This window comes from Pararhodobacter sp. (assembly GCF_034676545.1).
Taxonomy (GTDB): Bacteria; Pseudomonadota; Alphaproteobacteria; order Rhodobacterales; family Rhodobacteraceae; genus Pararhodobacter.
Genome location: NZ_JAUCBZ010000015.1, coordinates 527,551 through 553,744, shown reverse-complemented (window position 1 = coordinate 553,744; position 26,194 = coordinate 527,551). Strand labels below are relative to the sequence as shown.

Below are 26,194 nucleotides of genomic sequence, written 5' to 3'. Positions count from 1 at the left end.
AGACACTGCTATGGAAGGCGATATCGTTCAAATGGGTGCATACATCGGCGCTGGCCTGGCCTGCATGGGCATGGGTGGAGCAGCAGTTGGTGTGGGCAACGTTGCTGGCAACTTCCTGTCGGGCGCGCTGCGCAACCCGTCGGCTGCTGCTGGCCAGACCGCAACGCTGTTCATCGGCATCGCGTTCGCCGAAGCGCTGGGGATCTTCTCGTTCCTCGTGGCGCTGCTGCTGATGTTCGCCGTCTGATCCTGACACATCCGTGATCCTTACGGCCGGGTGTGTGGAAACACATTCCCGGCGGATTCGGCCGATCAGGAGGACGTACCATGTCTGCAGAAACAACCGCAGGGCACGCCGCCGAGGCGGCCAGCTCAGGCGGAATGCCTCAGCTCGATATTTCGACCTTCGGGAACCAGATCTTCTGGCTCGTGGTCGCGATTGTCGTGCTCTATCTTATTCTTTCGCGCGTGGCGTTGCCTCGGATCGGATCGGTTTTGGCCGAGCGCACCGGGACGATCACCAACGATATTGCCGCGGCGGAAACGTTCAAACAGCAAGCCGCCGAAGCCGAGGCTGCCTATCACAAGGCCCTCGATGACGCGCGCGCGGCGGCCGCCAAGGTGGTCAACGAGGCGAAGGCCGAGATCCAGAAAGATCTGGATATCGCCATTGCCAAAGCCGACGCTGAAATCGCGGCCCGTACCGCAGAATCGGCGGCCCGGATCGAAGAAATTCGCGCCTCTGCCGCGGAGGCAGTCACCACGGTCGCCAAGGACACCACCAAGGAGTTGCTGGGCTCGTTCGGCGTGACCGCCGATGCGCGTTCGGTCACGGCTGCGGTGAATGCCCGTCTCAAAGGGGGTGTTGCATGATCCGTCTGTTGACCCTGATCGCTGCCGTCGCCGCATCGCCGGCCATGGCGGCCAGCGGACCGTTCTTCTCGCTGCGCAACACCAACTTCGTTGTGCTGATCGCGTTCGTATTGTTCGTGGGCGTGTTGTTCTATTTCAAGGTGCCCGGTCTGTTGGGTGGCTTGCTGGACAAGCGCGCCGAGACGATCCGCGCCGATCTGGAAGAAGCCCGCAAGCTGCGTGAAGACGCACAAGAACTGCGGGCCTCGTTCGAGCGCAAGAAGGCCGAAGTCAAAGAGCAGGCCGAGCGCATCGTCGCCAAGGCCAAGGCGGATGCCGAGCTGGCTGCAAAGCAGGCGCGGGTTGATCTGGAAGCCTCGATTGCGCGCCGTTTGCGCGGTGCCGAGGATCAAATCGCCTCGGCCGAAGCCGGTGCAATCCGCGAGGTGCGTGACAGTGCCATTGCGGTTGCTATTGCGGCTGCGGGGGACCTGATCGCCAAGAACCTTGGGGCTGACGCCGCGGGGAAATTGATCGAAGACTCCATCGCCACGGTTGACGCGCGGATGCACTAAGCGGTGCAGTATCAAGAATAATTGGCCCTGACCCTAACCGGTCGGGGCCTTTTTCTGTGCGGCTTTCTTGTCTTGGATATTGTCCTCGACGCGGAACCCGTCCGGCACCGCGTCGTTGCCGTCCAGCAGGAGGTCGGCGGCCAGTTGCGCCAGAATCGGAGCCATGCCGAAGCCGATCTTGAAGCCGCCGTTCAACACATAATGACCGGGGCGACCGGGCCAGGCGCCCAGCATCGGCGAGCGTGTCTGGCTGCGCGGACGAAGCCCGGCCCAGCGTTCCAGCAGGGGTGCGTGGGTCAGTTCGGGGCAGGTTGTGCGGGCTTGGGCGATCAGGGTTTCGAGCAGCGCGTCGGTGCTGGTCGGGTCGTCGAAATGGCGTTCTGACGTCGAGCCAACCGCAACGGTGCCATCGGCGTGGGGCACGACGTGGATCCAGTCGGCGAACAGCTGCGGCGCGTCGCGGAAATCGGCTTTGAACAGCGCGGATTGCCCTTTGACGGCGTTGCCCATCGGTTGGCCCAGATCCGCGGTCAGGGCGTCGATCCCGGCCGCGCCGGTCGCCCAGAGCACGGTCGAGTTCTCGGGCGGCGTGTCCCCCGTCACGATGTCAACGCCCATGCGGCGCAGCCCTGCCACCAACGAGGCCGAGGCCGCACGCGGTGACAGGCGGGCGGTCAGCGTGTCAAAGATCGCCCAGCCGGACGGGCTGTTGACGGTGAAGCCGGGGGCGTCGGCGGCGCGAATGACCCGCCATTCGGCCTGACCCTGCCAGAGTTCGCGCGCGCCCTGCACGCGCTCCTGCGCGCGTTGCAGCGCGTCCTCGTCGGCGATGGGTTGCAGGCGGCCCGTGCGGGCATAGCCGGGGTCCACACCCCCTGAGGCCGCAACATCGGCCCAAAAGCCCTGCGCTATCAGCAGGCTTTGCAGCTGAAACGCTTTCTTGGTGTTCCACAGTTCCGGCACATGCGGGGCCAGGGCGCCGACAATCCCGCCAGACGACCCTGCGCCCACGCGGTCGCGCTCGATCACCGTCACCGAGGCCCCGCGCCGCGCCATGATCCACGCGGCACTGAGACCAAAGATGCCAGCGCCCATAACGGTGATTTGTGCCATTGCCATTCCTGTTGTGTCGCGCGAAGGTCGCCACATTCCTAAACCTGTTCAGCATTATGAGCCACCCCACACCGACATGGCCCGCCCTGACGTGGACCGAAACCGACACGCCGGTCGCGACGGCGTTCGATGACCCCTATTTCACCGGCGGTCTGGCCGAGACGCAGCATGTGTTTCTGGCGGGAAACGGGCTGCCTGAGCGGTTCGTTCCGGGGTTTCAGGTGGCGGAGCTGGGGTTTGGCACCGGGCTGAACCTGCTGGCTGTGGCGCAGATCTGCGACAGGCCGATCCGTTACACGTCCTTCGAGGCGTTTCCGATGCGCGCCGAAGATATGGCGCGCGCGCTGGCGCCGTTTGATCTGCCGCATACGGCGGCGCTCGTGCGATGCTGGGGCGAGGCGCGCGGTCCGGTGCGTCGGTTCACCCTCAACGCTATTGCGGTCGAGGTCCATATCGGCGACGCGCGCGACACCGTGGCGGCGTGGGTTGGGCACGCCGACGCGTGGTTCCTCGACGGTTTCGCCCCGGCGCGGAACCCCGAGTTGTGGGGCGAGGTGCTGATGGCCGAGGTTGCCCGCCACACCGCGCCGGGCGGTACCCTCGCCACCTATACCGCGGCGGGACATGTGCGTCGCGCCTTGGCCGAAGCCGGATTTGCCGTGACCCGTGGGCCGGGCTTTGGCCGCAAGAAACACATGACCATCGCAAGGATGCCCGCATGAGTTCGCAACAGAATACCAATCTGGGCATCTGGTTGATGGTCGCCGTGTCGTTCATTTTTGCGATGCAAGACGGAATCTCGCGCCATTTGGCGGGCGAATACAACGTCTTCATGATCATCATGATCCGCTACTGGTTCTTTGCCGCCTTCGTGATCAGCTTTGCGGCGCGCAAATCGGGCGGCTTGCGCAACGCCGCGCGCTCATCGGTCACGGCGATGCAAATCTTTCGCGGCGTGTTGTTGACCGTGGAAATTCTGGTGGCGGTCACGGCCTTTGTCGTGCTGGGTCTGGTCGAGGCGCATGCCGTTTTCGCGGTTTATCCCTTGTTGATCGCGGCGCTGTCCGGCCCGGTGTTGGGCGAGAAGGTCGGCTGGCGGCGTTGGGTGGCGATTGGCATCGGCTTTGTCGGTGTGCTGATCATCCTGCAGCCGGGTTTCGGCGTGTTCCAGATCGAGGCGCTGATCCCGTTGCTGGCGGCCTTCCTGTTCGCGCTCTACGGCCTGCTGAACCGCTGGGTCTCACGCTATGACAGCAGCGCGGTCAGTTTTTTCTGGACCGGGGTGTCGGGCGCGGTGGTGATGACCGCTGTCGGGTTCTGGTATTGGGAGCCGATGACTGGCGGCGATTGGGCCTGGATGGCCCTGCTCTGCGTGACCTCGGCCAGCAGCCACTATCTGCTGATCCGCGCCTATGAAGTCGCCGAGGCCAGCGCAATCCAGCCCTTTGCCTATCTGCAACTGGTGTTTGCCAGCGCCTTGGGCATGGTGGTGTTCAACGAAGTCTTGCGCCCCAACGTGGCGGTTGGGGCGGTGATCGTGGTTTGTGCCGGGTTGTTCACCCTCTGGCGCGCACGGGTCGCCGAGCAGGGTTAATTCGAGCAGACGCGCTGCGCCTCGGTGCCGAAGGCACGGTAGCGCGCCCAGAATTCATTGTCGCCGCGGGTTGGCGACATGCGCACGCGCTGCGCTTCATCCGGGTCGGTGAAAAAGCGCGCGGCGCGGCGTTGCTCTGAGCGGGTCAGCGTGTTGTCCGCGACCGAGTCGATGCAACGGCACAAAGCGCGCGAGGATTGCTGGCGATCCGAACGGTTGCAGGCGGATTCGATGGGTCCGGCCACGGCCGCTGCAGGGGCCAAGAGTGCAACGAGAAATGCTGCGGAAATCAGGGTACGGTTCATAACTGCCTCGATCTGGTTCATGCGACCCTTGGCGGATCATCGTTATGGTAAGGTTAAGCCTGCTCAAGGGATAGCAAAAAACATCATATTCAACAATCGCTAGGGATAGCAGTCGCGACCTCGCCCGCCCCTAAACCTGCGCTTTGTGTCCCATTGCATCCGAATCGGTCGATGCTAAAGATAGGGCATCGGAGGGGCGTATGGCGGATTACGACTATATCATCGTCGGCGCGGGCAGTGCCGGGGCGTTGCTGGCCAACCGCCTGAGCGCCAAGGCCAAGGTCCTGCTGCTCGAAGCGGGCGGGCGCGACAATTACATCTGGGTGCATATCCCGGTCGGCTATCTGTACAGCATCGGCAATCCGCGCACCGACTGGATGCTGAAAACCGCCGCCGAGAAGGGTCTGAACGGGCGCAGTCTGTTGTATCCACGCGGAAAAATCCTGGGCGGGTGCAGTTCGATCAACGGCATGTTGTATCTGCGCGGGCAGGCGATGGATTACGACCAGTGGCGGCAGATGGGCAATACCGGCTGGGGCTGGGACGATGTACTGCCGCATTTCAAGCAGCACGAGGATTACGCGGCGGGCGACCCCGGCGAGATGCACGGCACCGGCGGCGAATGGCGGGTCGAGAATCAGCGGCTGCGGTGGGATATTCTGGATGACTGGGCCAAGGCGGCACAGGAAACCGGCATCCGTGCGGTGACGGATTTCAACACCGGCGACAATGAGGGCGTTGGCTATTTCAAGGTCAACCAGCGCAAGGGCTGGCGGTGGAATACCGCCAAGGCGTTTTTGCGACCGGCGCGGGGGCGCAATCTGGACATTCACACCAGCGCGCAGGCGCAGGGGTTGATTTTTGACGGCGAGCGGTGCGTTGGCGTGCGCTATCTGCGCGACGGACACCCGGCCGAGGCGCGCTGCAATGCCGAGGTGATCCTGTCGGCGGGCTCGATCGGCTCGACGCAATTGCTGCAACTGTCCGGCATCGGACCGGGGGCTGTGCTGCGCGCGCGCGGGGTGGCGGTGCGCCATGACAGCGACGTGGGCGAGAACCTGCAAGACCATTTGCAACTGCGGATGGTGCATCGGGTGACGGGGGCCAAGACGCTGAACACCATGGCGAATTCGTGGTTTGGGCAGGCGAAGATCGGGCTGCAATATGCGCTGATGCGCAGCGGGCCGATGTCGATGTCGCCCAGCCAGTTGGGGGCCTTTGCGCGCTCTGGCCCGGATGTAGCGCGCGCCGATCTGGAATATCATGTGCAGCCCTTGTCGCTGGGCGCGTTCGGCGAAAGCCTGCACCCGTTCCCGGCGATCACCACCAGCGTGTGCAACCTGCGGCCCGAAAGCCGGGGCACGATCCATATCAAATCCGCCGACCCGATGGAGCCGCCAGAGATCGCGCCGAACTACCTGTCGGCCGAGGCGGATCGGCGGGTGGCGGTGCGCTCGCTGAAACTGACGCGCAAGATCCTGGCCGCCCCGGCGATGGCGCGCTATCGGCCCGAGGAATTCATGCCCGGCGCCGAGGCGCAGAGCGATGAGGCCCTGTTGAAAGCGGCGGGGGACATTGGCACGACGATCTTCCATCCGGTTGGCACCTGCCGCATGGGGGTTGATCCGCGCGCCGTGGTGGGGCCGGACCTGCGGGTCAATGGTGTGACCGGGCTGCGGGTGGTGGATGCCTCGATCATGCCCAACATCGTCAGCGGGAACACCAATTCACCGACCTTGATGATTGCCGAAAAGGCGGCGGCGATGATTCTGCATGCTTAGGCGACCAGCGATTCCGCGCGTTTCAGGTCCACGCTGACCAACTGGCTGACGCCTTGTTCTGCCATCGTCACGCCATAGAGACGGTCCATGCGCGCCATCGACAGCGCGTTATGGGTGATGATCAGGAACCGGGTTTCGGTGCGCCGCGTCATCTCGTCCAGCAGATCACAGAAGCGCATGACGTTGGCGTCATCCAGCGGCGCGTCGACCTCGTCGAGCACGCAGATCGGCGCGGGGTTGGCGAGGAACACGGCGAAGATCAGTGCCAGCGCGGTCAAGGTCTGCTCGCCGCCCGACAGCAGGCTGAGGGACGACAATTTCTTGCCCGGCGGCTGGCACAGAATCTCAAGGCCAGCCTCCAGCGGATCATCGGATTCGACCAAGACCAAACGCGCCTCACCGCCGCCAAACAGGTGGGTAAAGAGGTTGGCGAAACTCGCGTTGACCTCCTCGAAGGCGGCCAACAGGCGTTCGCGACCTTCGCGGTTCAGCGCCGCAATGCCGCCGCGCAGCTTGTGAATCGCGGCCTCGAGGTCGGATTGCTCGGCGACCAGCGTGTCGTGCTCTTGCGTGACCGCCTTGGCGTCTTCCTCGGCGCGCAGGTTCACCGCGCCCAAGGCATCGCGGGCGCGTTTCAGACGGGCGATCTCGGTGTCCAGATGCGCGGTGTCGGGCATGTCATCCGAGGCGATGTCGAGCTGGTTCAACAAGCCTTGCGGCGTTGTATCAAGGTCATCGGCGATGCGATTGGCGGCTAGCGTCACAGCCTCGCCCGCGGCATCGACACGGGCCTCGGCGCGGGCGCGGGCCTCGCGGGATTCGCCGGCGGCGCGTTCCGAGGCACGCTCGGCTTCCTGCGCGGCGCGCAGGGCGCTTTCGCCGGCCAACATGGCCTCGATGGCGGCGGTGCGGCGGGTTTCGGCGGCGGTGATCGCGTCGCTGAGTTCCTCGCGGCGCGCCTGGATTTCTTCGGGCGCGGCGTTGGCCTCGTCCAGAAGTTCGGCGGCTTCCTCGGCGCGGCTTTCCAGACTGGCGATGCGCTCGGCGGCGGTTTCCTTGCGGGCGACCCAGCTTTGCACTTCGCGCGCGACTTCTTGCGTGCGGGTGCGGCGTGCGGTGCCGTCGCGGCGCAATTCATCCTGCGCGGCGCGGCGCGACATCATCGCCATGCGCGCGGCCTCGACCTGCGTGCGGATGGTTTCAAGGCGGGCGCGGCCAGCCTCCAGATCATCGAGTTCCGCCAAGGCGTCTTCGGTTTCGGCGAGGCGTGCCCCGGCGGCTTCGGCCTCGGCTTGCATCCGCTCCAGCGCCAGTTCGGCGGTTTCGCGCTTTGATTGCGTCAGGCTGACGTCGGCCTCGGCGCGGCTGGCGGCGCGGGTGGCTTCGGTCAGGCGTGTTTCGGCAGAGCGCCGGGCCTCGCGCGCCATGCGGTCAGCCTCGGTCAGGTCTGCCAGCCGCGATTGCCGCGCCTGATGGGTGTCCTGCGCGGCCTCTTGTCGGGCCTCGGCCTCGTCGAGTTCGGCGCGCAGGGCGGCTTGGCGGTTGATCTGCGTCAGGCGAATGGCGGCGGCGTTGGGCGCATCCTCGGCGCGCTGCATCAACCCGTCCCAGCGCCACAGATCGCCCTTTTGCGTGACCAAGCGCTGACCGGGCAGCAGGCGGGCATGGAGCGCGGCGGCGAGGCTGGCCTCGACCAAGCCGACCTGCGCCAAGCGCCGCGACAGGTGATCCGGCGCGCGCACATGGGTTGACAGGGGCGTGGCCCCGGCGGGCAAAGGCGCGGCGTGATCATAGGCGGGCAGCGCGTACCAGCCAGAGCCGCCGTCGGCGATGGGCGCGCGCAGATCGTCGGCGAGGGCCGCGCCCAGCGCGTGCTCATAACCGGGATCGACGCTGATCTGGTCGAGGATCGCCCCGGCGGCATCGGAATCGCGGGCAATCAGGCGGTCGAGCGCACCGAGTTCTGCGGACAGCGCGCTGACCTCGCCCTCGGCCCCGGCGCGGGCGGCGCGGGCTTCGACCTCGGACGCTTGCGCCTCGGCGCGGGCGGCGTCAGTGTCAAGCAAGGTTTCCTCGGCAGCGTCCAGCAGGTCTTGCGCCGCATCGCGGGCCTCGGCGGCGGCGGTCATCGCGTATTCGGCGGCGTCCAGTGCCTCGGCGGCTTGGCGGGCCTCATCCGCGGCGCGCTGGGCGCCGGCAGCAGCGCGGGTGCCCTCGGCGCGGGCCTCAAGGGCCTGACGCGTCAAGGATTGGTGACGGGCTGAAAGGCGCGCGACATCCTCGGTGGCTTCGGTCAGATGGGCCTCGGCATCGGCCAACATATCCGAAGCCTCGCGGGCCATCTCCACCGCCTCGGCCAGCTTTTCCTCGTGGCCGTCGCCGGCGCGGACCAGTTGTTCCTCTTCCCAGCGCAGGCGTTCGATGGTCTCATCGGCATCGGCGGCCAATCCGGCCTCGCGCTGGGCATCAAGCCGCAGGTGTTCGAGCCGCGCCATGAGGGTTTGCACGGCTTCGCGCGCGCGGGCTTCCTGATCGACCAGCGTGTCACGCTGCACCTGAAGGCGTTGCAGGATGGCACCGGCAATGGCCTCTTCTTCGCGCAGAGGCGGCAGGACGTCCTCACATTTTTCGCGGTTGGCGCGGGCTTCACGGGCACCGCGTTCGGCGGCGGCGGCTTGGGTGATCGCGTCGGTCAGCGCGGATTGCACGGCGGCGCGCGCTTGCGAGGCCTCGCGCCAGCGGCGGTACAACAGCATCCCCTCGAAGCGGCGCAATTCGACCGCGACCTCGCGATAGCGCGCGGCTTGGCGGGCCTGGCGGGCCAGAACCGTCATCTGCTGCGCCAGCGATTCGACGACATCGGCGACGCGCGACAGGTTGGCTTCGGTGGCGTTCAGGCGCAATTCGGCCTCGTGGCGGCGCTGGTAAAGGCCGGAGATGCCCGCCGCTTCCTCGAGAATCCGCCGCCGCGCCTTGGGCTTGGCGTTGATCAGCTCCGAGATCTGCCCCTGGCGCACCAAGGCGGGCGAATGCGCCCCGGTCGAGGCATCGGCGAACAGCATCTGCACATCGCGCGCGCGTACGTCCTTGCCGTTGACCTTATAGGCCGAGCCCGCGTCCCTCGTGATCCGCCGCGACACCTCCAGCACGTCCTGGTCGTTGAAACCGGGCGGGGCGAGGCGTTCGGTGTTATCCACGCTCAGCGCAACCTCGGCAAAGGCCCGCGCGCCGCGCTTGCTGGTGCCGGCAAAGACCACGTCCTCCATGCCCGAGCCGCGCATCGCCGTGGGGCGGTTTTCGCCCATCACCCATCGCAAGGCCTCCAGCAGGTTGGACTTGCCGCAGCCGTTCGGCCCGACGACACCGGTCAAGCCCTCGCGGATCACCAACTCGGTTGGGTCCACAAAGCTCTTGAAGCCGTTCAGCCGGAGGCGGGTGAAATGCACGCGTGATTCCTTTGGGGTAATGGGGGCGCACTGTCCCGCCCCCATCCTTATGAGTCAACATTCGGCCGCCGTATCTGGCGGGTTTCTGCCAATTATCCACAACATATTGATCCGCACGCGTCATGGACCTGCGACATTTTGGCTCTTCACATTCAGTTTTTTGCATACTAAACATATTCCAAATCGTGAATTCAAAGGAGAGTGCCATGACACCCACGCGCCCCGCCGATACCTATAGCCCGATGTATTTCCTTGCGTCACTTGGGGCCGGAGGTCTGTCGGTGACGTTCTTCATGTGGCTGATGTTCTGGGTGCCGCATCCCGGCAAGTCGGTGCCCGTGTTCGAAGACATCATGGCCGCGTTTCAAACCGGCTCATTCGCGATGCAGGTGATGATCCTTGGCGCGATGGTCGGCATTGCCGGCATGGTGTTCCTGAACCTCAAGTCCCTGTTCTGGAACCTGTCGCAGTACAACCAGTGGAAGCACACCGAGGCCTTTGCCACGTTCAGCAAGACCAACGCGCAAAGCCAGTTGATGGCGATGCCGCTGGCGTTGGCCATGTCGGTGAACGGGTTGTTCATTGCCGGGCTGGTGTTTGTGCCGGGCCTGTGGACCATTGTGGAATACCTGTTCCCACTGGCCGTGCTTGCCTTTCTGGGCATTGGCTATCTGGCGTTTCGCCTCTTTGGCCAGTTCATCGCCCGCATCAAGGTCGAGGGGGGCTTCAGCGACAAGGCCAACAACAGCTTTGGCCAGATCCTGCCCGCGTTTGCTTTTGCGATGGTCGCGGTTGGCCTTGCAGCACCCGCAGGCATGAGCACCAGCGCAACCGTGGTCGGGTTCTCGATCGTCTTTTCCATGTTCTTCTTTGTCACCGCATCAATCCTTGCCGCTATCGCGCTGATCCTTGGGGTTCGCTCGATGCTGGATCACGGCACCAACGCGGAAACCGCGCCGACGCTGATGATCCTGATGCCGGTGATGACCGTTCTGGGCATCATGCTGCTGCGGCAGAACCACGGTCTGGGAGAGCATTTTCAGGCGCATGTTTCGGACGGTGAAACCTTCATGCTGCTGGCGAAGCTGGTCTCGGTGCAGGTGTTGTTTGGCATGTTCGGTGTCCTGATCCTGAACCGCCACAACTACGCAAAGCGTTTCATCTGGGGTCGCGAAACCTCGGTGATGAGCTATGCGCTGGTCTGCCCCGGTGTCGGTTTCGCGGTCTTGATGCAGTTCTTCATCCACAAAGGTCTGGTTGCGGTCGATCTGGTGGACAAGTTCAGCGCCGGGTACTGGGCCTTGATCGCGGTGACGATGGTCTCGCAGTTTGCCATGGTTGCGCTGGTTCTGGTGCTCAACCGCCGCCATTTTGGTGCAACCCACCCGGCGGCGGTGATGCCCGCGGAATAACCGGTTCCAAGGTGACGCGTGCAGGGCGGCCCCAAGGGGTCGCCCATTTTTCATGCGCGACCGGGGGCTGCACAAGGCGGGGCCGGTGCGCTAGACAGAGGGAATCACAGGAGGAACGCTCATGTTCAAAGCCCTCGTTGTCGAAAAGTCCGAGTCCGGTGAGGTTTCGGCGTCAGTCCAGACCCTTGACGATGCCCGTCTGCCCGAGGGGAATGTGACGGTTGCAGTCGAATATACCACGCTGAACTACAAGGACGGGCTGTGCATGACCGCGGGCGGCGGGTTGGTGCGCAGCTATCCGCATGTTCCGGGCATTGATTTCGCGGGCACTGTCGAGACCTCGGATGACCCGCGGTATCGCGCCGGGGACAAGGTTGTCCTGACGGGCTGGCGCGTCGGCGAGGTGCATTGGGGCGGCTATGCGACCAAGGCGCGGGTGAATGCCGATTGGCTGGTGCCTCTGCCGGACGGGCTGACCACGCGGCAGGCGATGGCGGTCGGCACGGCGGGGTTCACGGCGATGCTGGCGGTCATGGCGCTGGAGGATCACGGCCTGGCGCCCGGCGCGGGCGAGGTGCTGGTCACGGGTGCTGCGGGCGGCGTTGGCTCGGTCGCGGTGGCGATTCTGGCGAAGCTGGGCTATCAGGTGGCGGCGGTCACCGGGCGGCCAGAGCTGGAGCCTTACCTGAAATCGCTGGGCGCGCGCCGCATCATTGCGCGCGCGGAACTGGCGGAAACCGTCAAGCGCCCGCTGGAGACCGAGACCTGGGCCGGGTGCATCGATTCCGTTGGCGGGGCGATGTTGGCGCGGGTGCTGGGGCAGATGAAATACGGCGCGTCGGTATCGTCGGTGGGGTTGGCGGGCGGCTCGCAATTGCCCGCCACGGTCATTCCGTTCCTGCTGCGCGGCGTCAATCTGCTGGGCATAGATTCCGTGATGCGGCCTTATAATTCGCGGTTGCGGGCATGGTCGCGCATCTCGCGCGATCTGCCGATGAAGACGCTGGAGGCAATGGTGCAACCCGCCACGCTGGCGGACCTGCCGCAACTTGGTGCCGCGATTCTCAAGGGTCAGGTGCAAGGCCGGGTCGTGGTTGACGTGAACGCGTAATGGCCGGGGGATGAACCTGGCAGCCCCAGACCGTGCGATGTCGGGCGCTCAATTCAGGCTGCGGGCCACGTCGGGGGCGGGTGTTGCCTGCCCGCTGCGCAAGGCGCTTTGCCGGCAACGCATTTGCGCATGTGTCTCGATAGGTGCGGCAATCACGCCCGCCGCAGGACGTAAGCCCAATTTGGCGTTGATCGGTATTCCCTTGTATCAACAAGGCCAGAGATTGCGGACCCGGTCGATAGATCAAGGCAGACGTCTCTGCGCACAACCGAACGCGCAGCATGGGTGCAATGCACCTCTTTGACGTGCCTGTAGCATCAGGTGCTGCGGTGGCTACGGATCAGAGGCTTCCATGCCCATTTCGCGGAAATACCGGGCGGCACCCGGATGCAGGTCTACGGGCAAGCCGTTTTGCGCGCCGTCAAGGGATAGCGCGCAGGCGGCTTGATGCACACCGCAGAGGTATTCGAGATTTTCGAACAAGACGCGGGTGAATTCGTAAACATCTTCGGCGGGCACATCGGCATTCACCGAAAGGAAATTCGGCAGCGACACGGTTTGCAGCGGAGCCTCGATGCCGGGATAGGTTCCTGGCGGGATCAGTGTCGTGGACAGGATGCCCAGACCGCCATCCAGCGCCGCGGCCTGTTCGTCGGTGACGGACAGCAGGGTCAGCAAGTCGCCCATCTGGGTCATCACCGAATGCACCGTATTCACGCCAACGCCAGAGCCGATGTTCACCCCGGCAATGGTTCCGTCCAGCAGGGCCTGGGCGGATTGCTCATAGGTTTGATGCACGATACCCCATGAGGCATAGTCAAAGCCGAAATTCTCGAACAGCAACGTGTTGGTATATTCGGTGCCAGAGCCCAGCGGCCCCATCGCAAACCCGCGCCCCGCCAAACCGGCCAGATCGGCGATTGTGCCGGTTTCGGCCAGCGCCGTGCTGATCAGGAAGTGCTCGACATCGGGCCAGAGCATCGTGATGGCGCGCAGATTGTCTTGCGGGCCGATTTCTGCAAGCGGCCCGGTGCCATCGCGTGCCCAGGTTCCGGCCAACACTTCGAGCATCCCGAACTGCGCGTCGCCGTCGCGCATCAGACGCAGATTATCAAGCGACCCGCCCGAGGTGACGGCCTCGATGTCGAACCCGAATGACGGTTGCAGATGGATCGTTGACAGCACGGCCATCGCCACGCCAACCGGATAATAGGTGCCACCGTCTTGCGCGGTGGCCATGATATAATTGCGCGGTTCTTCGTCTTGCGCCAGGACCGGGGCCGTCGCGCCACACACCAGACCCACTGCCAGCAGAATGCGTTGTGCAACTTGAAATGACATGGGGTCTCTCCGATCGAAATTGAGGGTACTGGCCTGCAACTGCAGGGCAGCCGCGGGGAAATGAAAGGCCCGGACCCAAGGAATTTCGACCAGCAATAGACCGAACGCGCGGCGACGAAAAGGCCGCCGCGCGGATCGTGGCAATACAATCGCGTGAAACCCGCAGTGGCAGTTGACCGAAACGCACCCGCTGCCACCGCTGGCCCGGCGATCAATCCCGCGGGATCAACCGTTGCCGATCAACCGCGCACCGGTTTCTCGCTTAACTGCGCACCAGTTTTTCATAGCTGTCCGACACTTTGCGCGTCAGATCACCGACCTGGAAGTGATGCTCGCCGATCTGGCCAACGGGGGTGACCTCGGCGGCGGTGCCGGTCAGCCAGCATTCCGAGAAACCGGGCAGTTCGTCGGGCATGATGTGGCGTTCATGCACGACGACACCCATGTCCTTCAGCATCTGGATCACGGTTTGACGGGTCAATCCGTTGAGGAACGCATCGGCCAGCGGCGTATGCACCTCGCCATCCTTGACGAAGAACACGTTGGCACCGGTCGCCTCGGCGACGTAGCCGCGATAATCCATGAACAGCGCATCCGAGCAGCCCTTGGCCTCGGCGGCGTGTTTGGACATCGTGCAGATCATGTACAGGCCGGCGGCTTTGGCGGCCGTCGGGATGGTTTCGGGCGAGGGGCGCTTCCATTTGGCGATGTCCAGCTTGGCACCCTGCCATTTGGCGTCACCGTAATAGGCGCCCCATTCCCAGCCCGCGACGGCCATGCGCACCGGGTTGCGGCGGGCGGAAACCCCCATGTCGTCACCCGCGCCACGCCAGGCGACAACGCGCACATAGGCGTCGGTCCAGCCATTGGCCTTGAGCATCGCGTATTTGGCCTCTTCGATCTGATCGACCGTATAGGGCACGACCATATCCAGCAGGCGACCGGATTCGATCAGCCGCGCCGAATGTTCGCGGCTTTTGAAGATCTTGCCGGAGTAGCAACGCTCACCCTCGAACACCGAGGACGCATAATGCAGCGCATGGGTCAGGACGTGGACCGTGGCGTCGCGCCACGGCACCAGTTTGCCATCCATCCAGATGAATCCGTCTCTGTCGTCATATGCGCCGGCCATTGCTGCCTCCTATCGCGATTTTACATAAGTTGCGCTGGTTAGGTCCGATACGGACATAAAGTTGCGCGAATTGTGCTCGTCGCTAGCAATAGATTCTTGGAATGTCAATAACTCTGACATAAAATGACCCCACAGAACCGGGTGGCGGTGCAAAGGTGGCAAAGCGATGGTTGACGGCAATACCAGTGGTGAGAACCTGCTGTTCCTGACGGATGAGCAGTTGCGCAAGGGGATCGAGGCGATGTTCTTCGCCTATCGCGGGTTCACCGCCGATCCGGATCGGATTCTGGCGGATTTGTCCTATGGTCGTGCGCATCATCGGGCGCTGCATTTCATCAATCGCAGCCGCGGCACGACGGTGAACAACCTGTTGTCGGTGCTCGGCGTGACCAAGCAATCGCTGAACCGGGTGCTGCGCACGCTGATTGCCGACGGGTTGGTGGAATCGCGGGTCGGGCGGCAGGATCGACGCGAGCGGCACCTGTACCTGACCGAAGCGGGCGCAGAGCTTGAGCGCCAGCTGTCCGAGGCGCAGCGCGCACGGATGCGCGCGGCCTATCGCGCGGCGGGGCCACAAGCGGTGGCTGGGTTTCGGCAGGTGTTGGAGGCGATGATGGATGAACCGGTCCGCGCACAGGGCACCCCGCACAAGGATGGCCGACCATGAGCGACCTGTCCGCCGCACATCTGCTGATTGTCGATGATGACGAACGCATCCGGGAACTGCTCAAGCGGTATCTGATGAAACAGGGGTTCATGGTGACCGCCGCGCGCGATGCGGCGCAGGCGCGGCGCTTGCTGACCGGGTTGGCGTTTGATCTGATCGTGCTGGATGTGATGATGCCGGGCGAGGATGGCGTGGCCCTGACGCACTGGTTGCGCGGCGAAATCGGCACCCCGGTGATCTTGCTGACCGCGCGGGGCGAGGCGCGCGACCGGATCGCGGGTTTTGAGGCGGGCGCGGATGATTACCTGTCCAAACCCTTCGAGCCGCGTGAGTTGGTGCTGCGAATCAATGCCATCTTGCGGCGCGCGCCCAAGGCCGCGCCCGCGTCGCTGGCGCCGCAGGTCCTGATGCTGGGGCGGATGCGCTACGAGGTCGACTCTGGCGACCTGCGCGACGGCACCGAGCCGGTGCGCCTGACCCAGACCGAGGCTGCGTTGATGCGGGTGCTGGCCGGGCGGCAGGGCGAGGTTGTCAGCCGTGAGGCGCTGGTGGAATATCTGGGCCGTGATCGCGGGCATATGGCCGCCGAGCTTTCGCAAGAGCGGGCCATTGACGTGCAGATCACCCGCTTGCGCCGCAAGATCGAGCCGGATCCGCGCCGTCCACGCTTTTTGCAGACCGTGCGCGGCGAGGGCTATCTGCTGACGCCCGGATAACCAGGACAGCGAAAAACAGGACCATGCGAGGTGGCTGGTGCGGTAAAGGACAGATATCTGACAGAAAAACGCATGTTTCGGCTTGACCCGGGCGGCGGTTCTTTCTAGTTAGCCTCGCAGTGTGGGCCGGTAGCTCAGCGGTAGAGCAGCTGACTTTTAATCAGCTGGCCATTGGTTCGATCCCAATCCGGCTCACCAATAAATTCAAAGGCTCAAGCAGCGATGCTTGAGCCTTTTCGCATTTTCCGGCTGACGATATGGGCCTTTGCGGGCCGTCCGAAACGCACGCAGGCGGCGCTTGGGCAAAGCGCCGCCTGATTCGATCTTTGGGTGTGGGTCTTAGTTGCCCAGAATGCGCGGCAGCTTCAGCCCGTGTTCGCGCGCACAGGCAACCGCGTCCTCATACCCTGCATCGGCATGACGCCAGACACCGCTGGCCGGATCGTTCCACAACACGCGCTCCAGCCGCTTGGCGGCCTCGGGCGTGCCATCGGCGCAGATCACCACGCCCGCATGCTGGCTGAAGCCCATGCCGACGCCGCCGCCGTGGTGGATGCTGACCCAGGTCGCGCCCGAGGCCGTGTTGACCAAAGCGTTCAGCAAGGGCCAGTCCGACACCGCGTCCGAGCCATCCTTCATCGCTTCGGTCTCGCGGTTGGGCGAGGCGACCGAGCCGCTGTCGAGGTGGTCGCGGCCGATCACGATCGGCGCTTTCAGCTCGCCATTGGCGACCATCTCGTTGAACGCCAATCCGGCGCGATGCCGGTCGCCGAGGCCGATCCAGCAGATCCGCGCGGGCAGGCCCTGAAACGCGATCCGTTCGCGGGCCATATCAAGCCATTGATGCAGATGCTTGTTCTCGGGGAACAGCTCTTTCATCTTCTGGTCGGTTTTATAGATATCCTCGGGGTCGCCCGACAGCGCCACCCAGCGGAACGGCCCGATCCCCCGGCAGAACAGCGGGCGGATATAGGCGGGCACGAAACCGGGGAAGGCAAAGGCATTTTCCAGCCCTTCCTCCAGCGCCATCTGCCGGATGTTGTTGCCATAATCGACGGTCGGCACGCCCGCGTTGTGGAAATCGACCATCGCCGCCACTTGCACCTTCATGCTGGCGCGCGCGGCTTTCTCGACGGCTTTGGGGTCGCTGTCCTGCTTGGCCTTCCATTCGGCCATCGTCCAGCCCTGCGGCAGATAGCCGTGGCGCGGGTCGTGGGCGCTGGTCTGGTCGGTGACGATATCGGGGCGAATACCGCGGCGGTAAAGCTCCGGGAACACATCGGCGGCGTTGCCCAACAGGCCCACGGATTTCGCCTCGCCGGCCTTGGTCCAGCGGTCGATCATCGCCAGCGCTTCATCGAGGCTGTCGGTCTTTTCATCGACATAGCGGGTGCGCAGGCGGAAATCGATGCTGTCGGGGTTGCATTCGACGGCAAGGCAGCACGCGCCCGCCATCACCGCCGCCAAAGGCTGCGCGCCGCCCATGCCACCCAGACCGCCGGTGAGGATCCATTTGCCCTTGAGCGAGCCGCCGTAGTGCTGGCGCCCGGCCTCGACAAAGGTCTCGTAGGTGCCCTGCACGATGCCCTGGCTGCCGATGTAGATCCACGACCCGGCGGTCATCTGGCCGTACATCGCCAGACCCTTTTTATCGAGTTCGTTGAAATGATCCCAGGTCGCCCAATGCGGCACGAGGTTCGAGTTGGCGATCAGCACGCGCGGCGCGTCCGTATGGGTCTTGACCACGGCAATCGGCTTGCCCGACTGCACGACCAGCGTTTCGTCGGCCTCGAGGTCGGTCAGCGTGGCGACGATGCTGTCGAAATCCTGCCAGGTGCGCGCCGCACGTCCGATACCGCCGTAGACCACCAGCTCATGCGGGTTCTCGGCCACATCCGGGTGCAGGTTGTTCATCAGCATCCTGAGGGGGGCCTCGGTCATCCAGCTTTTCGCCGTCAGGTTCGGCCCGGTTGGGGGGTAGATGTCACGGGTGTTCTTGCGCGGGTCGCTCATTGGGGCCTCCAGGCGGTCAGGGTGTTGAGGATGGTTTTCAGATGCGGGCGCAGGGCGCGGGCCTTGGCGGAGTCATAGGGCCAATCCGGGCTCTCCTGCATATAGGTCGATTGCGCCAGTTCCATCTGGATCGCGTGCACGCCTTGGCCGGGCTGGCCATAGTGGCGCGTGGTCCAGCCGCCCTTGAAGCGACCGTTCAGGATCGAGGTGTAGCCGGACGCGGCCTGGCAAATGTCATAGGTGGCGCGCTCGATGGCGGGATCACAGGTTTCGCCATTGTTGGTGCCGATGTTGAAATCGGGCAGCGTGCCGTCGAACAGGAACGGGATCTGTGAGCGGATCGAGTGACAATCATAGAGGATCGCGAAGCCGTGGATGGCTTTGACGCGGGCCAGTTCCGCGACCAGGGCGGCATGATAGGGCGCGTGATAGGTGGCGCGGCGGCGCTCGATCTCGGCGGCGTCGGGTTCCTGTCCGGGGTGGTAAATCGGCTGCCCGTCGAAATCGGTCAGCGGGCAAAGCCCGGTGGTGTTCTGGCCGGGATAGAGGCTGACTCCGGTCGGGTCGCGGTTGGCGTCGATCACATAACGATGCACCAGGGTGCGCACCGTCGTGGCCTCGACCAGCCCCGCATAAAGCTCATGGATATGCCAGTCGGTATCGGCAATCGCGCGGCCCGTGTCATTGAGACCCGCCGCGCAATCGGCCGGAATGTCGGTGCCAGTGTGCGGCAGACCCAGAACCAGAGGGCTGTCGGCGCGGGATATTTCCAGAAGGCTCATTGAACCCCTCCAAAGATGCGGTTGTGCAGTGGGTTGATGCCGATACCGTAGGACAGTTCCGCAGGTTCCGCGACATTCCAGATCGCCAGATCGGCGCGCATCCCCGGCGCGATGGTGCCGGTATCCGTCAGGCCCAGCGCGCGGGCGGCGTTGCGGGTGGTGCCGGCCAAAGCCTCGGCGGGGGTCATGCGGAACAGGGTGCAGGCCATGTTCATCGCCAGCAGAATCGACCCCAGCGGCGAGGTGCCGGGGTTCCAGTCGGTCGCGACGGCCATCGGCACGCCATGATCGCGGAACGCCTGTATTGGTGGGGCCTGGGTCTCGTGGATCGTGTAGAACGCGCCCGGCAGAATCACCGCAACGGTGCCCGAGGCGGCCAGCGCCCTGGCGTCGTCCTCGGTCGCGTATTCGACGTGATCGGCGGACATCGCACCATAGCGCGCGGCCAAGGCCGTGCCACCGATGTTGCTGAGTTGCTCGGCGTGCAATTTGAGCGGCAGACCCAGGGCGCGGGCCTGATCGAACACGCGGCTGATCTGCGTCGTGTCAAAGGCGATGCCCTCGCAGAACCCGTCCACCGCATCGACCAGCCCCTCGGCGTGGGCCGCGTTCAGGGCCGGAATACAGATCGTGTCGATATAGGCGTCGGCATCCATGCCCTTGGGCACGGCATGCGCGCCCAGAAAGCTGGTCATCACGCGAATCGGGCGGTGTTGCGCAATCGCGCGGGCGACGCGCAGCATCTTGAGTTCGGTTTCTTGGTTCAGACCATAGCCGGACTTGATTTCAACGGTGCTGACACCCTGCGCGATCAAGGCATCGGCGCGGGTCAGGGCCTTGGCCAGCAACTCGTCAAAGCTGGCCTCGCGGGTTGCCGAGACGGTCGAGACAATACCGCCGCCCGCGCGCGCGACCTCCTCGTAACTGGCGCCTTGCAGCCGCATCTCGAACTCCATCGCGCGGTTGCCGCCATGCACGATATGCGTGTGACAGTCGATCAGCGCCGGGGTGACCAGCCGCCCGTCCAGATCTTGCGTCGGCGCATCGCGATAGGGTTCGGGCAGCGCCTCTTGCGCCCCAACCCAGGCAATCCGCCCGTCCGAAACCACAATCGCCGCGTTGCGCACCAGCCCGTAATCCGCGGTTTCGGGCGTCATGGTTGCGGCGGTGGCGTTGGAAAAGACAGTTGTGCTGGGCATGGTCGGTCCTTGGCTGAAGGTATCGCCCTATCCAATATGTATTTACATATTAATGTCAACGCGGATATCGCCTGGTGCCGAAAATTGCCTTGGCCTTTGACTTGGCAAAGCCGGGATGCAAGACCAGCCAGAGGCTTTGAGGCGCGGCATGACCCGGATTCCCTTTACCCTGAAACATATCGAGGCGTTCGTGTCGGTCGCTGATCTGGGCACGTTCCGGCGCGCGGCAGAGCGGCTGAACACGACACAGCCCAACATCTCCAGCCGGATGTCGCAGCTTGAGGAACGGCTGGGCGTGCGGTTGATGGAGCGGGACGCGGGCTCGGTGCGCCTGACGCCCAAGGGGCAGGACCTGCTGCGCCCGGCGCGCGATATTCTGGCGGCGGCCGAGGCGTTTCAGGCCGTGGTGGGCGATGAGACGCTGTTCAAGGGCGTGCTGCGGCTGGGCGTCAGCGAGATGGTGGCGCACACATGGCTGCGGGCCTTCCTGCTGGATATGCGGGCGCGGTTTCCGGCGATCGACATTGATCTGACGGTGGATCTGAGCGCCACGCTGAGCAAGGCGCTGTTCGACCGCGATCTGGATCTGGTGTTTCAAAGCGGCCCGTTCGCGCAAGAGGCGCGCTGCACCGTGCCGCTGGGGCAATCGGCTTATGCCTGGGTTGCGGCACCCGGACTGGGGCCGTTTGCGGCCCGGGTTCAGCCGCAGGATATCGCGCCCCATGCCATTTTGACCCACTCGCGCCGCACGGTGCCGCAGCGCCAGCTCGAGGCCCATTTCCGCGAGATCGGCCAAGAGGTGCGCTTGGTGTCGGCGTCGAATATCGGCACCAGCCTGTTGATGGCGCTCGACGGGCTGGGCATTGCCTGTCTGCCGCTGGATATGGTCGCCGAGGCTTTGGCGGACGGGCGTTTGCAGCGGCTGAATTATGCCTGGCACCCCGACAATCTGCGCTTTGCCGCGCGGTATGTGCTGGACCCGGCCCCGGCCTATGTCACGGCGGCGGTGGAGATCGCGCAGCGGCTTTATCCGGCGAAGGATAACAAATCCTGATCCTTATCATTACATCAAAGGATTATTGTTTATCGTAGGCGAGTGCTAGGTTTGCCACTGGAATGAACCAACGGAGGCCCGCTCATGGCGCGTGATTCTATCAGATTGGGCGTCGATATCGGCGGCACCTTTACCGATGTGGTCCTTGAGGTTGGCACTGCGCGGCACTCGACCAAGGTTCTGACCACCTACAGCGCGCCCGAGGAGGCGATCCTGGAGGGGATGCACCGGGTTTGCGCCAAGGCCGGGGTTGCGGCCTCATCCATCGGGCAGATCATCCACGGCACGACCCTGGCGACCAATGCGCTGATCGAGCGGCGCGGGGCGAAGACGGCGCTGATCACCACCAAGGGTTTTCGCGATGTCATCGAAATGCGCACCGAAAGCCGGTTCGAGCAATATGATCTGAACCTGACGCTGCCCGAACCCCTGCTGGCCCGGAACCGCCGCTATGTGGTGACCGAGCGCATGGATGCACGCGGCGAGGTCTTGATGCCGCTGGAGCGTGCCGAGGTCGAGGCGCTGGCCGATACGCTGGGCGCGGCAGGCTATGAGAGTATCGCGGTGGGCCTGTTGCATTCCTATGTGAATGACGCGCATGAACGGCTGATCGCGCAGGTTCTGGCCGCGCGTTTGCCGGGGGTCATGGTGTCGCTGTCCTCGCAAGTCTCGCCGCAGATGCGCGAATACGAGCGGTTCAACACCACCATCGCCAACGCCTATATCAAGCCGCTGATGAAATCCTATCTGGGGCGGCTGAAGGGGCGTCTGGCCGCCGAGGGCGCGGATTGCCCGGTGTTCCTGATGCATTCGGGCGGCGGGATCATCGACATCGAGACGGCGGCGGAATTTCCGGTGCGGCTGGTCGAATCCGGCCCGGCGGGCGGGGCGGTGTTCGCCGCCGATATTGCCGCGCGGCATGGGTTGGACAAGGTTTTGTCCTTCGATATGGGCGGCACCACGGCCAAGATTTGCCTGATCAAGAACCAGACACCGAAAACCGCGCGGGTGTTCGAGGTGGCGCGGACGTATCGGTTCAAGAAAGGCTCTGGCATGCCGATCTCGATTCCGGTGATCGACATGGTCGAGATCGGCGCGGGCGGCGGGTCTTTGGCGCATGTCGATGTGCTGGGGCAAATCCGCGTCGGGCCGGAAAGTGCCGGGTCAGAGCCGGGGCCTGCGTGCTATGGGCGCGGTGGCGAACGTCCGGCGGTGACCGATGCCGATCTGGTGCTGGGCAAGCTGGACCCCGACAATTTCGCGGGCGGCTCGATTCCTTTGTATCCTGACGCCTCGCGCACGGCGCTGCGCGTGCATCTGGGCGACCGGCTGGAGATGGACGCCGTTGAGGCCGCCTGGGGGCTGGCCGAGGTGGTCGATGAGAATATGGCCAATGCCGCGCGGGTTCATGCCGTTGAGAATGGCGAGGATCTGTCGGATTACACGATGATCGCCTTTGGCGGCGCGGCCCCCCTGCACGCCGCGCGGCTGTGCGAAAAGCTGGGCATCGCGCGCTGTCTGGTGCCGCAGGGGGCGGGCGTCGGCTCGGCCATCGGGTTTTTGCGCGCGCCGTTCAGCTTTGAGGCCAACCGCTCGGTCTTTATGAAGATCGGCGCGTTTGATCCGGCAAAGGTCACGGCGCTGTTCAAGGAGATGGAGGCCGAGGCGTGCAGTTTCGTGCAATCCTGCGATGCGACGGCCGAGATCCTGTCAGAGCACAAGGTCTACATGCGCTATTCCGGGCAAGGCTGGGAAATCCCGGTGTCGTTGACGCCCGAGCAAGCGGCAAACCCCGATGCCGAGACGTTCCTGCGCCTGTTCGAGGCGGATTATGTCAAGCTGTTTGGTCGATCCGTCGAGGGGATGGAGGCGGAGATCACCGTCTGGTCGGTCAACGCCTTTACGTTGACCGATGCCGTCGCGCGCCTTGCGCCTGCAGTGCCAAGTGGCTCCGCACCCAGCAGCGGCACGCGCACCCTGTTCGACCCGGCGCTGGGCCATGTAACCGAGGCCACAGTGGTCGAGCGCGGCCAGTTGACCACCGGCCAGACCGTCGATGGCCCCGCTGTTGTCACTGAGGAAGAAACCACCATCATCATTCCCACCAGTCGCTCGATGATCGCGCAGGCCGATGGGTGTCTGGATATTCGCACCAAGGAGGCCGCCCATGGCTGAGGTCAGCAAAGTTGCCTATCAGGTCATGTGGAACCGCCTGATCTCGGTGGTCGAGGAACAGGCGCAGGCCTTGGTGCGCACCGCGTTCTCGACCTCGGTGCGCGAGGCGGGCGATCTGTCGGCGGGGGTCTATAACGCGCAGGGGCAGATGCTGGCGCAGGCGGTGACCGGAACGCCCGGCCATGTGAACGCCATGGCCGACGCCGTGCCGCATTTCATCCGGCGCATTGGGCGCGAGACGATGGCCGAGGGTGATGTCTATCTGACCAACGACCCCTGGGAGGGCACCGGGCATCTGCACGACATCACCGTGGTGACACCCAGTTTTCACAACGGCGCGCTGGTCGGGTTCTTTGCCTGCACCGCGCATATCGTCGATATCGGCGGGCGTGGGTTCGGGGCGGATGCGAACTCGGTCTATGAGGAGGGGTTGTATCTGCCGATCATGCGGCTGGCCGACAAGGGCGCGGTGGATCGCACGCTGATCACGATCATTCGCGGCAATGTGCGCGAGCCGGATCAGTTGATCGGCGATATCTACGCGCTGGCCACCTGCAACGAGATTGGCCACCGTCGGTTGATCGACATGATGCGCGAATTTGCGCTGGCCGATCTGGGCGGGATTTCCGATTTCATCCTGACCAACTCGCGCAAGGCGACCTTGGAGCGGATCAACGCCCTGACGCCCGGTGTGGCCGATGGCGCGATGCGGATTGATGGCTATTCCAAGCCGATCGACCTGAAAGTGCGGGTAACGATTGCGCGTGACCGCGTGCTGTGTGACTGGGAGGGCACCAGCGGGCTGGACAAGAAAGGCATCAACGTGCCGCTGGTCTATACCAAGGCCTATTCCTGCTACGCGCTGAAATGTGCGATTGCGCCGGAAATCCCCAACAACGCCGCCAGCCTCGCGCCGTTCGAGGTGGTCGCCCCGGTCGATAGCATCGTCAACGCCGTCCACCCCGCGCCCGTGGCGCTGAGGCATGTGATCGGCCATATGGTGCCGGATACGGTCTATAACGCGCTGGATCAGTTGTTGCCGAACACCGTGCCCGCCGAGGGGGCAGGGTGCCTGTGCAATTTTCAGGTGTCGCTGCGGCCCCGGTCTGACGGGCCTGCGGGCGTGGGCCGAAGCGAGGTGCTGACCTTCAACTCGGGCGGCGCAGGGGCGCGGCCGACGCTGGACGGGATGAACGCCACGGCGTTCCCCTCGGGCGTGATGACCATGCCGGTCGAGGCCACCGAACAGGTCGGTCCGGTGATCATCTGGCGCAAGGAGCTGCGGCCGGATTCAGGCGGCACCGGGCAATTTCGTGGCGGGTTGGGGCAATATATGGAGGTCGGCGCGCGCGAGGGGTTCGAGTTCGACATTCAGGCGATGCTCGACCGGGTGGATCATCCGGCGCTGGGCCGTCGTGGCGGCGGGCCGGGCGCGCCGACCACCATCGCGCAGGATGACGGCACAAAGATGCGCGGCAAGGGCAAGCAATTCGTGCCGCATGGCCGCCGGGTGATGATGGCGTTTCCGGGTGGCGCGGGCTACGGCGCGGCGCCGGATCGTGACCCGGGACAAGTGCGGCGCGATCTTGCGCTGGGCTATATTTCCGCCAAGACTGCGCGGGATGTATATGGGCTGGAGGCCGACGTGATTGACGATGTTCTGGCGCGTGCAGCCTTGGGTGAGGGGTTCTGATGCCGCAACACGAAACCTATGACGTGGTGATCATCGGCGGGGCGATCATGGGCTCCTCGGCGGCGTGGTTCCTGACCGATAACCCGGATTTCACCGGGCGCATTCTGGTGGTCGAGAAAGACCCCAGCTATCAAAGCTGCTCTACCGCGCACACCAATTCCTGTATGCGCCAGCAGTTTTCCAACCCGCTGAACGTGCGGATTTCGCAATTTGCCGCCGATTTCGTCAAGAACCTGCGGCAGTATATGGGCGGCGATCCGCGTGTGCCCGAGCTGACGATCCAGAATTACGGCTATCTGTATCTGGCGGATACTCCGGGTTTTGCTGACACGCTGCGCGCGAATCAGACGGTGCAACTGGCGGCGGGGGCGGAAACGCGGCTGTTGACGGCCGATCAGATACGCGCCGAATACCCGTTCTTTGTGGTCGATGACATCCTGTTGGGCAGCATCAACACCAAGGACGAAGGCTATTGGGACGGCGGCACGGTGTTCGACTGGTGGCGCAGATCGGCGCGGGCGCGGGGCGTCGAATACATCGCGGACGAGGTTGTGGCGATGACGCGCAATGCGTCGGGGACGCGGGTGGAGAGCGTCACCCTGGCCTCGGGCGCGGTCATCGGCTGCGGCACGGTGATCAATGCCTCGGGCCCGCGTGCCGCGCGCACGGCCCGGATGGCGGGGATCGACCTGCCGGTGGAGCCACGCAAACGCTATACTTGGGTGTTCAGCGCCGAGAAACCCCTCAGCCGCGATCTGCCGCTGACCATCGACCCCAGCGGCGTGCACATGCGTCAGGATGGGCCGAAAACCTATCTGGCGGGCTCCAAGGGCGACCCGGACCCTGCCGTTGATTACGACGACTTCCGCATGGACCCGGATCTGTGGCAGGATCACGTCTGGCCGATCATCGCCACCCGCATCCCGCAATTCGAGTCGATCAAGATCGTCACCGAATGGGCCGGTCATTATGCCTATAACACGCTGGACCAGAACGCCGTTCTGGGGCCGCACACTCAGGTTGAGAACTTCCTGTTCCTCAACGGCTTCTCGGGCCACGGGTTGCAGCAGTCGCCGGCCATGGGGCGCGGGATTTCGGAACTGGTGACCTATGGCGCATTCCGTACGCTGGACCTGTCGCCGTTTGGCTATGACCGGGTTGCGCGCAAGGAGCCATTGATTGAAAAAGCCGTGATATGAAGCGCGAAAGCGCGACGATTGAAGGATTTGCACG

The 26,194-nt window shown here is 64.3% G+C and carries 22 protein-coding genes and 1 tRNA gene; 15 read left to right on the top strand and 8 right to left on the bottom strand.

Annotation, left to right across the window (positions count from 1 at the left end; genetic code table 11):
* Positions 1-10 precede the first annotated feature (10 nt).
* The 3 genes from VDQ28_RS06150 (at position 11) to VDQ28_RS06140 (ending at position 1,427) form a co-directional block, all read left to right on the top strand.
* Complete coding sequence (locus VDQ28_RS06150) at positions 11-247, top strand: F0F1 ATP synthase subunit C (RefSeq protein WP_009157477.1); 237 nt, start codon at positions 11-13, stop codon at positions 245-247.
* Positions 248-327: 80 nt separating this feature from the next.
* Positions 328-873 (top strand): F0F1 ATP synthase subunit B', encoded by a 546-nt coding sequence (locus VDQ28_RS06145; RefSeq protein WP_323035093.1) that lies wholly within the window; start codon positions 328-330, stop codon positions 871-873.
* Positions 870-1,427, top strand: coding sequence for a F0F1 ATP synthase subunit B (locus VDQ28_RS06140; protein WP_323035092.1), 558 nt, complete (start codon positions 870-872; stop codon positions 1,425-1,427). The genes VDQ28_RS06145 and VDQ28_RS06140 overlap by 4 nt, the downstream gene beginning before the upstream one ends.
* 33 nt (positions 1,428-1,460) lie before the next feature.
* Here the strand turns inward: VDQ28_RS06140 and VDQ28_RS06135 are convergent, their stop codons facing one another.
* A complete protein-coding gene (locus VDQ28_RS06135) occupies positions 1,461-2,540 on the bottom strand; it encodes an FAD-binding oxidoreductase (protein WP_323035091.1) in 1,080 nt (359 codons plus the stop codon).
* 56 nt (positions 2,541-2,596) lie between these two features.
* Between VDQ28_RS06135 and mnmD the strand changes: the two genes are divergently transcribed.
* Positions 2,597-3,262: a tRNA (5-methylaminomethyl-2-thiouridine)(34)-methyltransferase MnmD gene (mnmD, locus tag VDQ28_RS06130; RefSeq protein ID WP_323035090.1), complete on the top strand. Its 666-nt coding sequence runs from the start codon at positions 2,597-2,599 to the stop codon at positions 3,260-3,262.
* Complete coding sequence (locus VDQ28_RS06125) at positions 3,259-4,134, top strand: DMT family transporter (RefSeq protein WP_323035089.1); 876 nt, start codon at positions 3,259-3,261, stop codon at positions 4,132-4,134. The genes mnmD and VDQ28_RS06125 overlap by 4 nt, the downstream gene beginning before the upstream one ends.
* Here VDQ28_RS06125 and VDQ28_RS06120 read toward each other — a convergent pair.
* Positions 4,131-4,439: a hypothetical protein gene (locus tag VDQ28_RS06120; protein WP_323035088.1), complete on the bottom strand. Its 309-nt coding sequence runs from the start codon at positions 4,437-4,439 to the stop codon at positions 4,131-4,133. The genes VDQ28_RS06125 and VDQ28_RS06120 overlap by 4 nt on opposite strands.
* Positions 4,440-4,639: 200 nt before the next feature.
* Between VDQ28_RS06120 and VDQ28_RS06115 the strand changes: the two genes are divergently transcribed.
* The gene (locus VDQ28_RS06115; protein ID WP_323035087.1) at positions 4,640-6,220 is read left to right on the top strand and encodes a GMC family oxidoreductase; all 1,581 of its coding nucleotides are present in this window, start codon (positions 4,640-4,642) and stop codon (positions 6,218-6,220) included.
* Here VDQ28_RS06115 and smc read toward each other — a convergent pair.
* Entirely contained in the window at positions 6,217-9,666 is a 3,450-nt protein-coding gene (smc, locus tag VDQ28_RS06110) for a chromosome segregation protein SMC (RefSeq protein ID WP_323035086.1), read from the bottom strand. The two genes, VDQ28_RS06115 and smc, sit on opposite strands and share 4 nt — an antisense overlap.
* Positions 9,667-9,872: 206 nt before the next feature.
* Here smc and VDQ28_RS06105 point away from each other — a divergent pair, with 206 nt between their 5' ends.
* Both VDQ28_RS06105 and VDQ28_RS06100 read left to right on the top strand, forming a co-directional pair.
* Positions 9,873-11,078 carry a TsoY family (seleno)protein gene (locus tag VDQ28_RS06105; protein WP_323035085.1) on the top strand — a complete coding sequence of 402 codons (1,206 nt, stop codon included), beginning with the start codon at positions 9,873-9,875 and terminating at the stop codon, positions 11,076-11,078.
* A gap of 121 nt (positions 11,079-11,199) precedes the next feature.
* Positions 11,200-12,189, top strand: a complete 990-nt coding sequence (locus tag VDQ28_RS06100) for an MDR family oxidoreductase (RefSeq protein WP_323035084.1) — start codon at positions 11,200-11,202, stop codon at positions 12,187-12,189.
* Positions 12,190-12,522: 333 nt separating this feature from the next.
* Here VDQ28_RS06100 and VDQ28_RS06095 read toward each other — a convergent pair whose 3' ends face one another.
* Together VDQ28_RS06095 and VDQ28_RS06090 are read right to left on the bottom strand one after the other, a co-directional pair.
* Positions 12,523-13,530 (bottom strand): TAXI family TRAP transporter solute-binding subunit, encoded by a 1,008-nt coding sequence (locus tag VDQ28_RS06095; protein WP_323035083.1) that lies wholly within the window; start codon positions 13,528-13,530, stop codon positions 12,523-12,525.
* 262 nt (positions 13,531-13,792) lie between these two features.
* Positions 13,793-14,662 (bottom strand): branched-chain amino acid aminotransferase, encoded by an 870-nt coding sequence (locus tag VDQ28_RS06090; protein WP_323035082.1) that lies wholly within the window; start codon positions 14,660-14,662, stop codon positions 13,793-13,795.
* Positions 14,663-14,828: 166 nt separating this feature from the next.
* On the opposite strand from VDQ28_RS06090, the gene VDQ28_RS06085 reads away from it, so the two are divergent.
* The 3 genes from VDQ28_RS06085 (at position 14,829) to VDQ28_RS06075 (ending at position 16,243) form a co-directional block, all read left to right on the top strand.
* Positions 14,829-15,329 carry a MarR family winged helix-turn-helix transcriptional regulator gene (locus tag VDQ28_RS06085; protein WP_323035081.1) on the top strand — a complete coding sequence of 167 codons (501 nt, stop codon included), beginning with the start codon at positions 14,829-14,831 and terminating at the stop codon, positions 15,327-15,329.
* Positions 15,326-16,045 (top strand): response regulator, encoded by a 720-nt coding sequence (locus tag VDQ28_RS06080; RefSeq protein ID WP_323035080.1) that lies wholly within the window; start codon positions 15,326-15,328, stop codon positions 16,043-16,045. The genes VDQ28_RS06085 and VDQ28_RS06080 overlap by 4 nt, the downstream gene beginning before the upstream one ends.
* Positions 16,046-16,168: 123 nt before the next feature.
* A tRNA-Lys gene (locus VDQ28_RS06075) sits at positions 16,169-16,243 on the top strand.
* A 141-nt stretch (positions 16,244-16,384) separates the two neighbouring features.
* Here VDQ28_RS06075 and hutU read toward each other — a convergent pair.
* The 3 genes from hutU to hutI are packed head-to-tail and all read right to left on the bottom strand — an operon-like array spanning position 16,385 to position 20,039.
* Entirely contained in the window at positions 16,385-18,058 is a 1,674-nt protein-coding gene (gene hutU, locus VDQ28_RS06070; RefSeq protein ID WP_323035079.1) for a urocanate hydratase, read from the bottom strand.
* Positions 18,055-18,840, bottom strand: a complete 786-nt coding sequence (gene hutG, locus VDQ28_RS06065) for an N-formylglutamate deformylase (RefSeq protein WP_323035078.1) — start codon at positions 18,838-18,840, stop codon at positions 18,055-18,057. The genes hutU and hutG overlap by 4 nt, the downstream gene beginning before the upstream one ends.
* Positions 18,837-20,039 (bottom strand): imidazolonepropionase, encoded by a 1,203-nt coding sequence (gene hutI, locus VDQ28_RS06060; protein ID WP_323035077.1) that lies wholly within the window; start codon positions 20,037-20,039, stop codon positions 18,837-18,839. The genes hutG and hutI overlap by 4 nt, the downstream gene beginning before the upstream one ends.
* Before the next feature lie 148 nt (positions 20,040-20,187).
* On the opposite strand from hutI, the gene VDQ28_RS06055 reads away from it, so the two are divergent.
* The 4 genes from VDQ28_RS06055 to VDQ28_RS06040 all read left to right on the top strand — a co-directional run bounded on the left by VDQ28_RS06055 (position 20,188) and on the right by VDQ28_RS06040 (position 26,160).
* Entirely contained in the window at positions 20,188-21,093 is a 906-nt protein-coding gene (locus VDQ28_RS06055; protein WP_323035076.1) for a LysR family transcriptional regulator, read from the top strand.
* Positions 21,094-21,177: 84 nt separating this feature from the next.
* On the top strand, positions 21,178-23,268 hold the full coding sequence (locus tag VDQ28_RS06050) for a hydantoinase/oxoprolinase family protein (RefSeq protein WP_323035075.1): 2,091 nt from the start codon (positions 21,178-21,180) through the stop codon (positions 23,266-23,268).
* Positions 23,261-24,961: a hydantoinase B/oxoprolinase family protein gene (locus tag VDQ28_RS06045; RefSeq protein ID WP_323035074.1), complete on the top strand. Its 1,701-nt coding sequence runs from the start codon at positions 23,261-23,263 to the stop codon at positions 24,959-24,961. The genes VDQ28_RS06050 and VDQ28_RS06045 overlap by 8 nt, the downstream gene beginning before the upstream one ends.
* Positions 24,961-26,160, top strand: a complete 1,200-nt coding sequence (locus VDQ28_RS06040; protein ID WP_323035073.1) for an FAD-binding oxidoreductase — start codon at positions 24,961-24,963, stop codon at positions 26,158-26,160. The genes VDQ28_RS06045 and VDQ28_RS06040 overlap by 1 nt, the downstream gene beginning before the upstream one ends.
* Positions 26,161-26,194 lie beyond the last annotated feature (34 nt).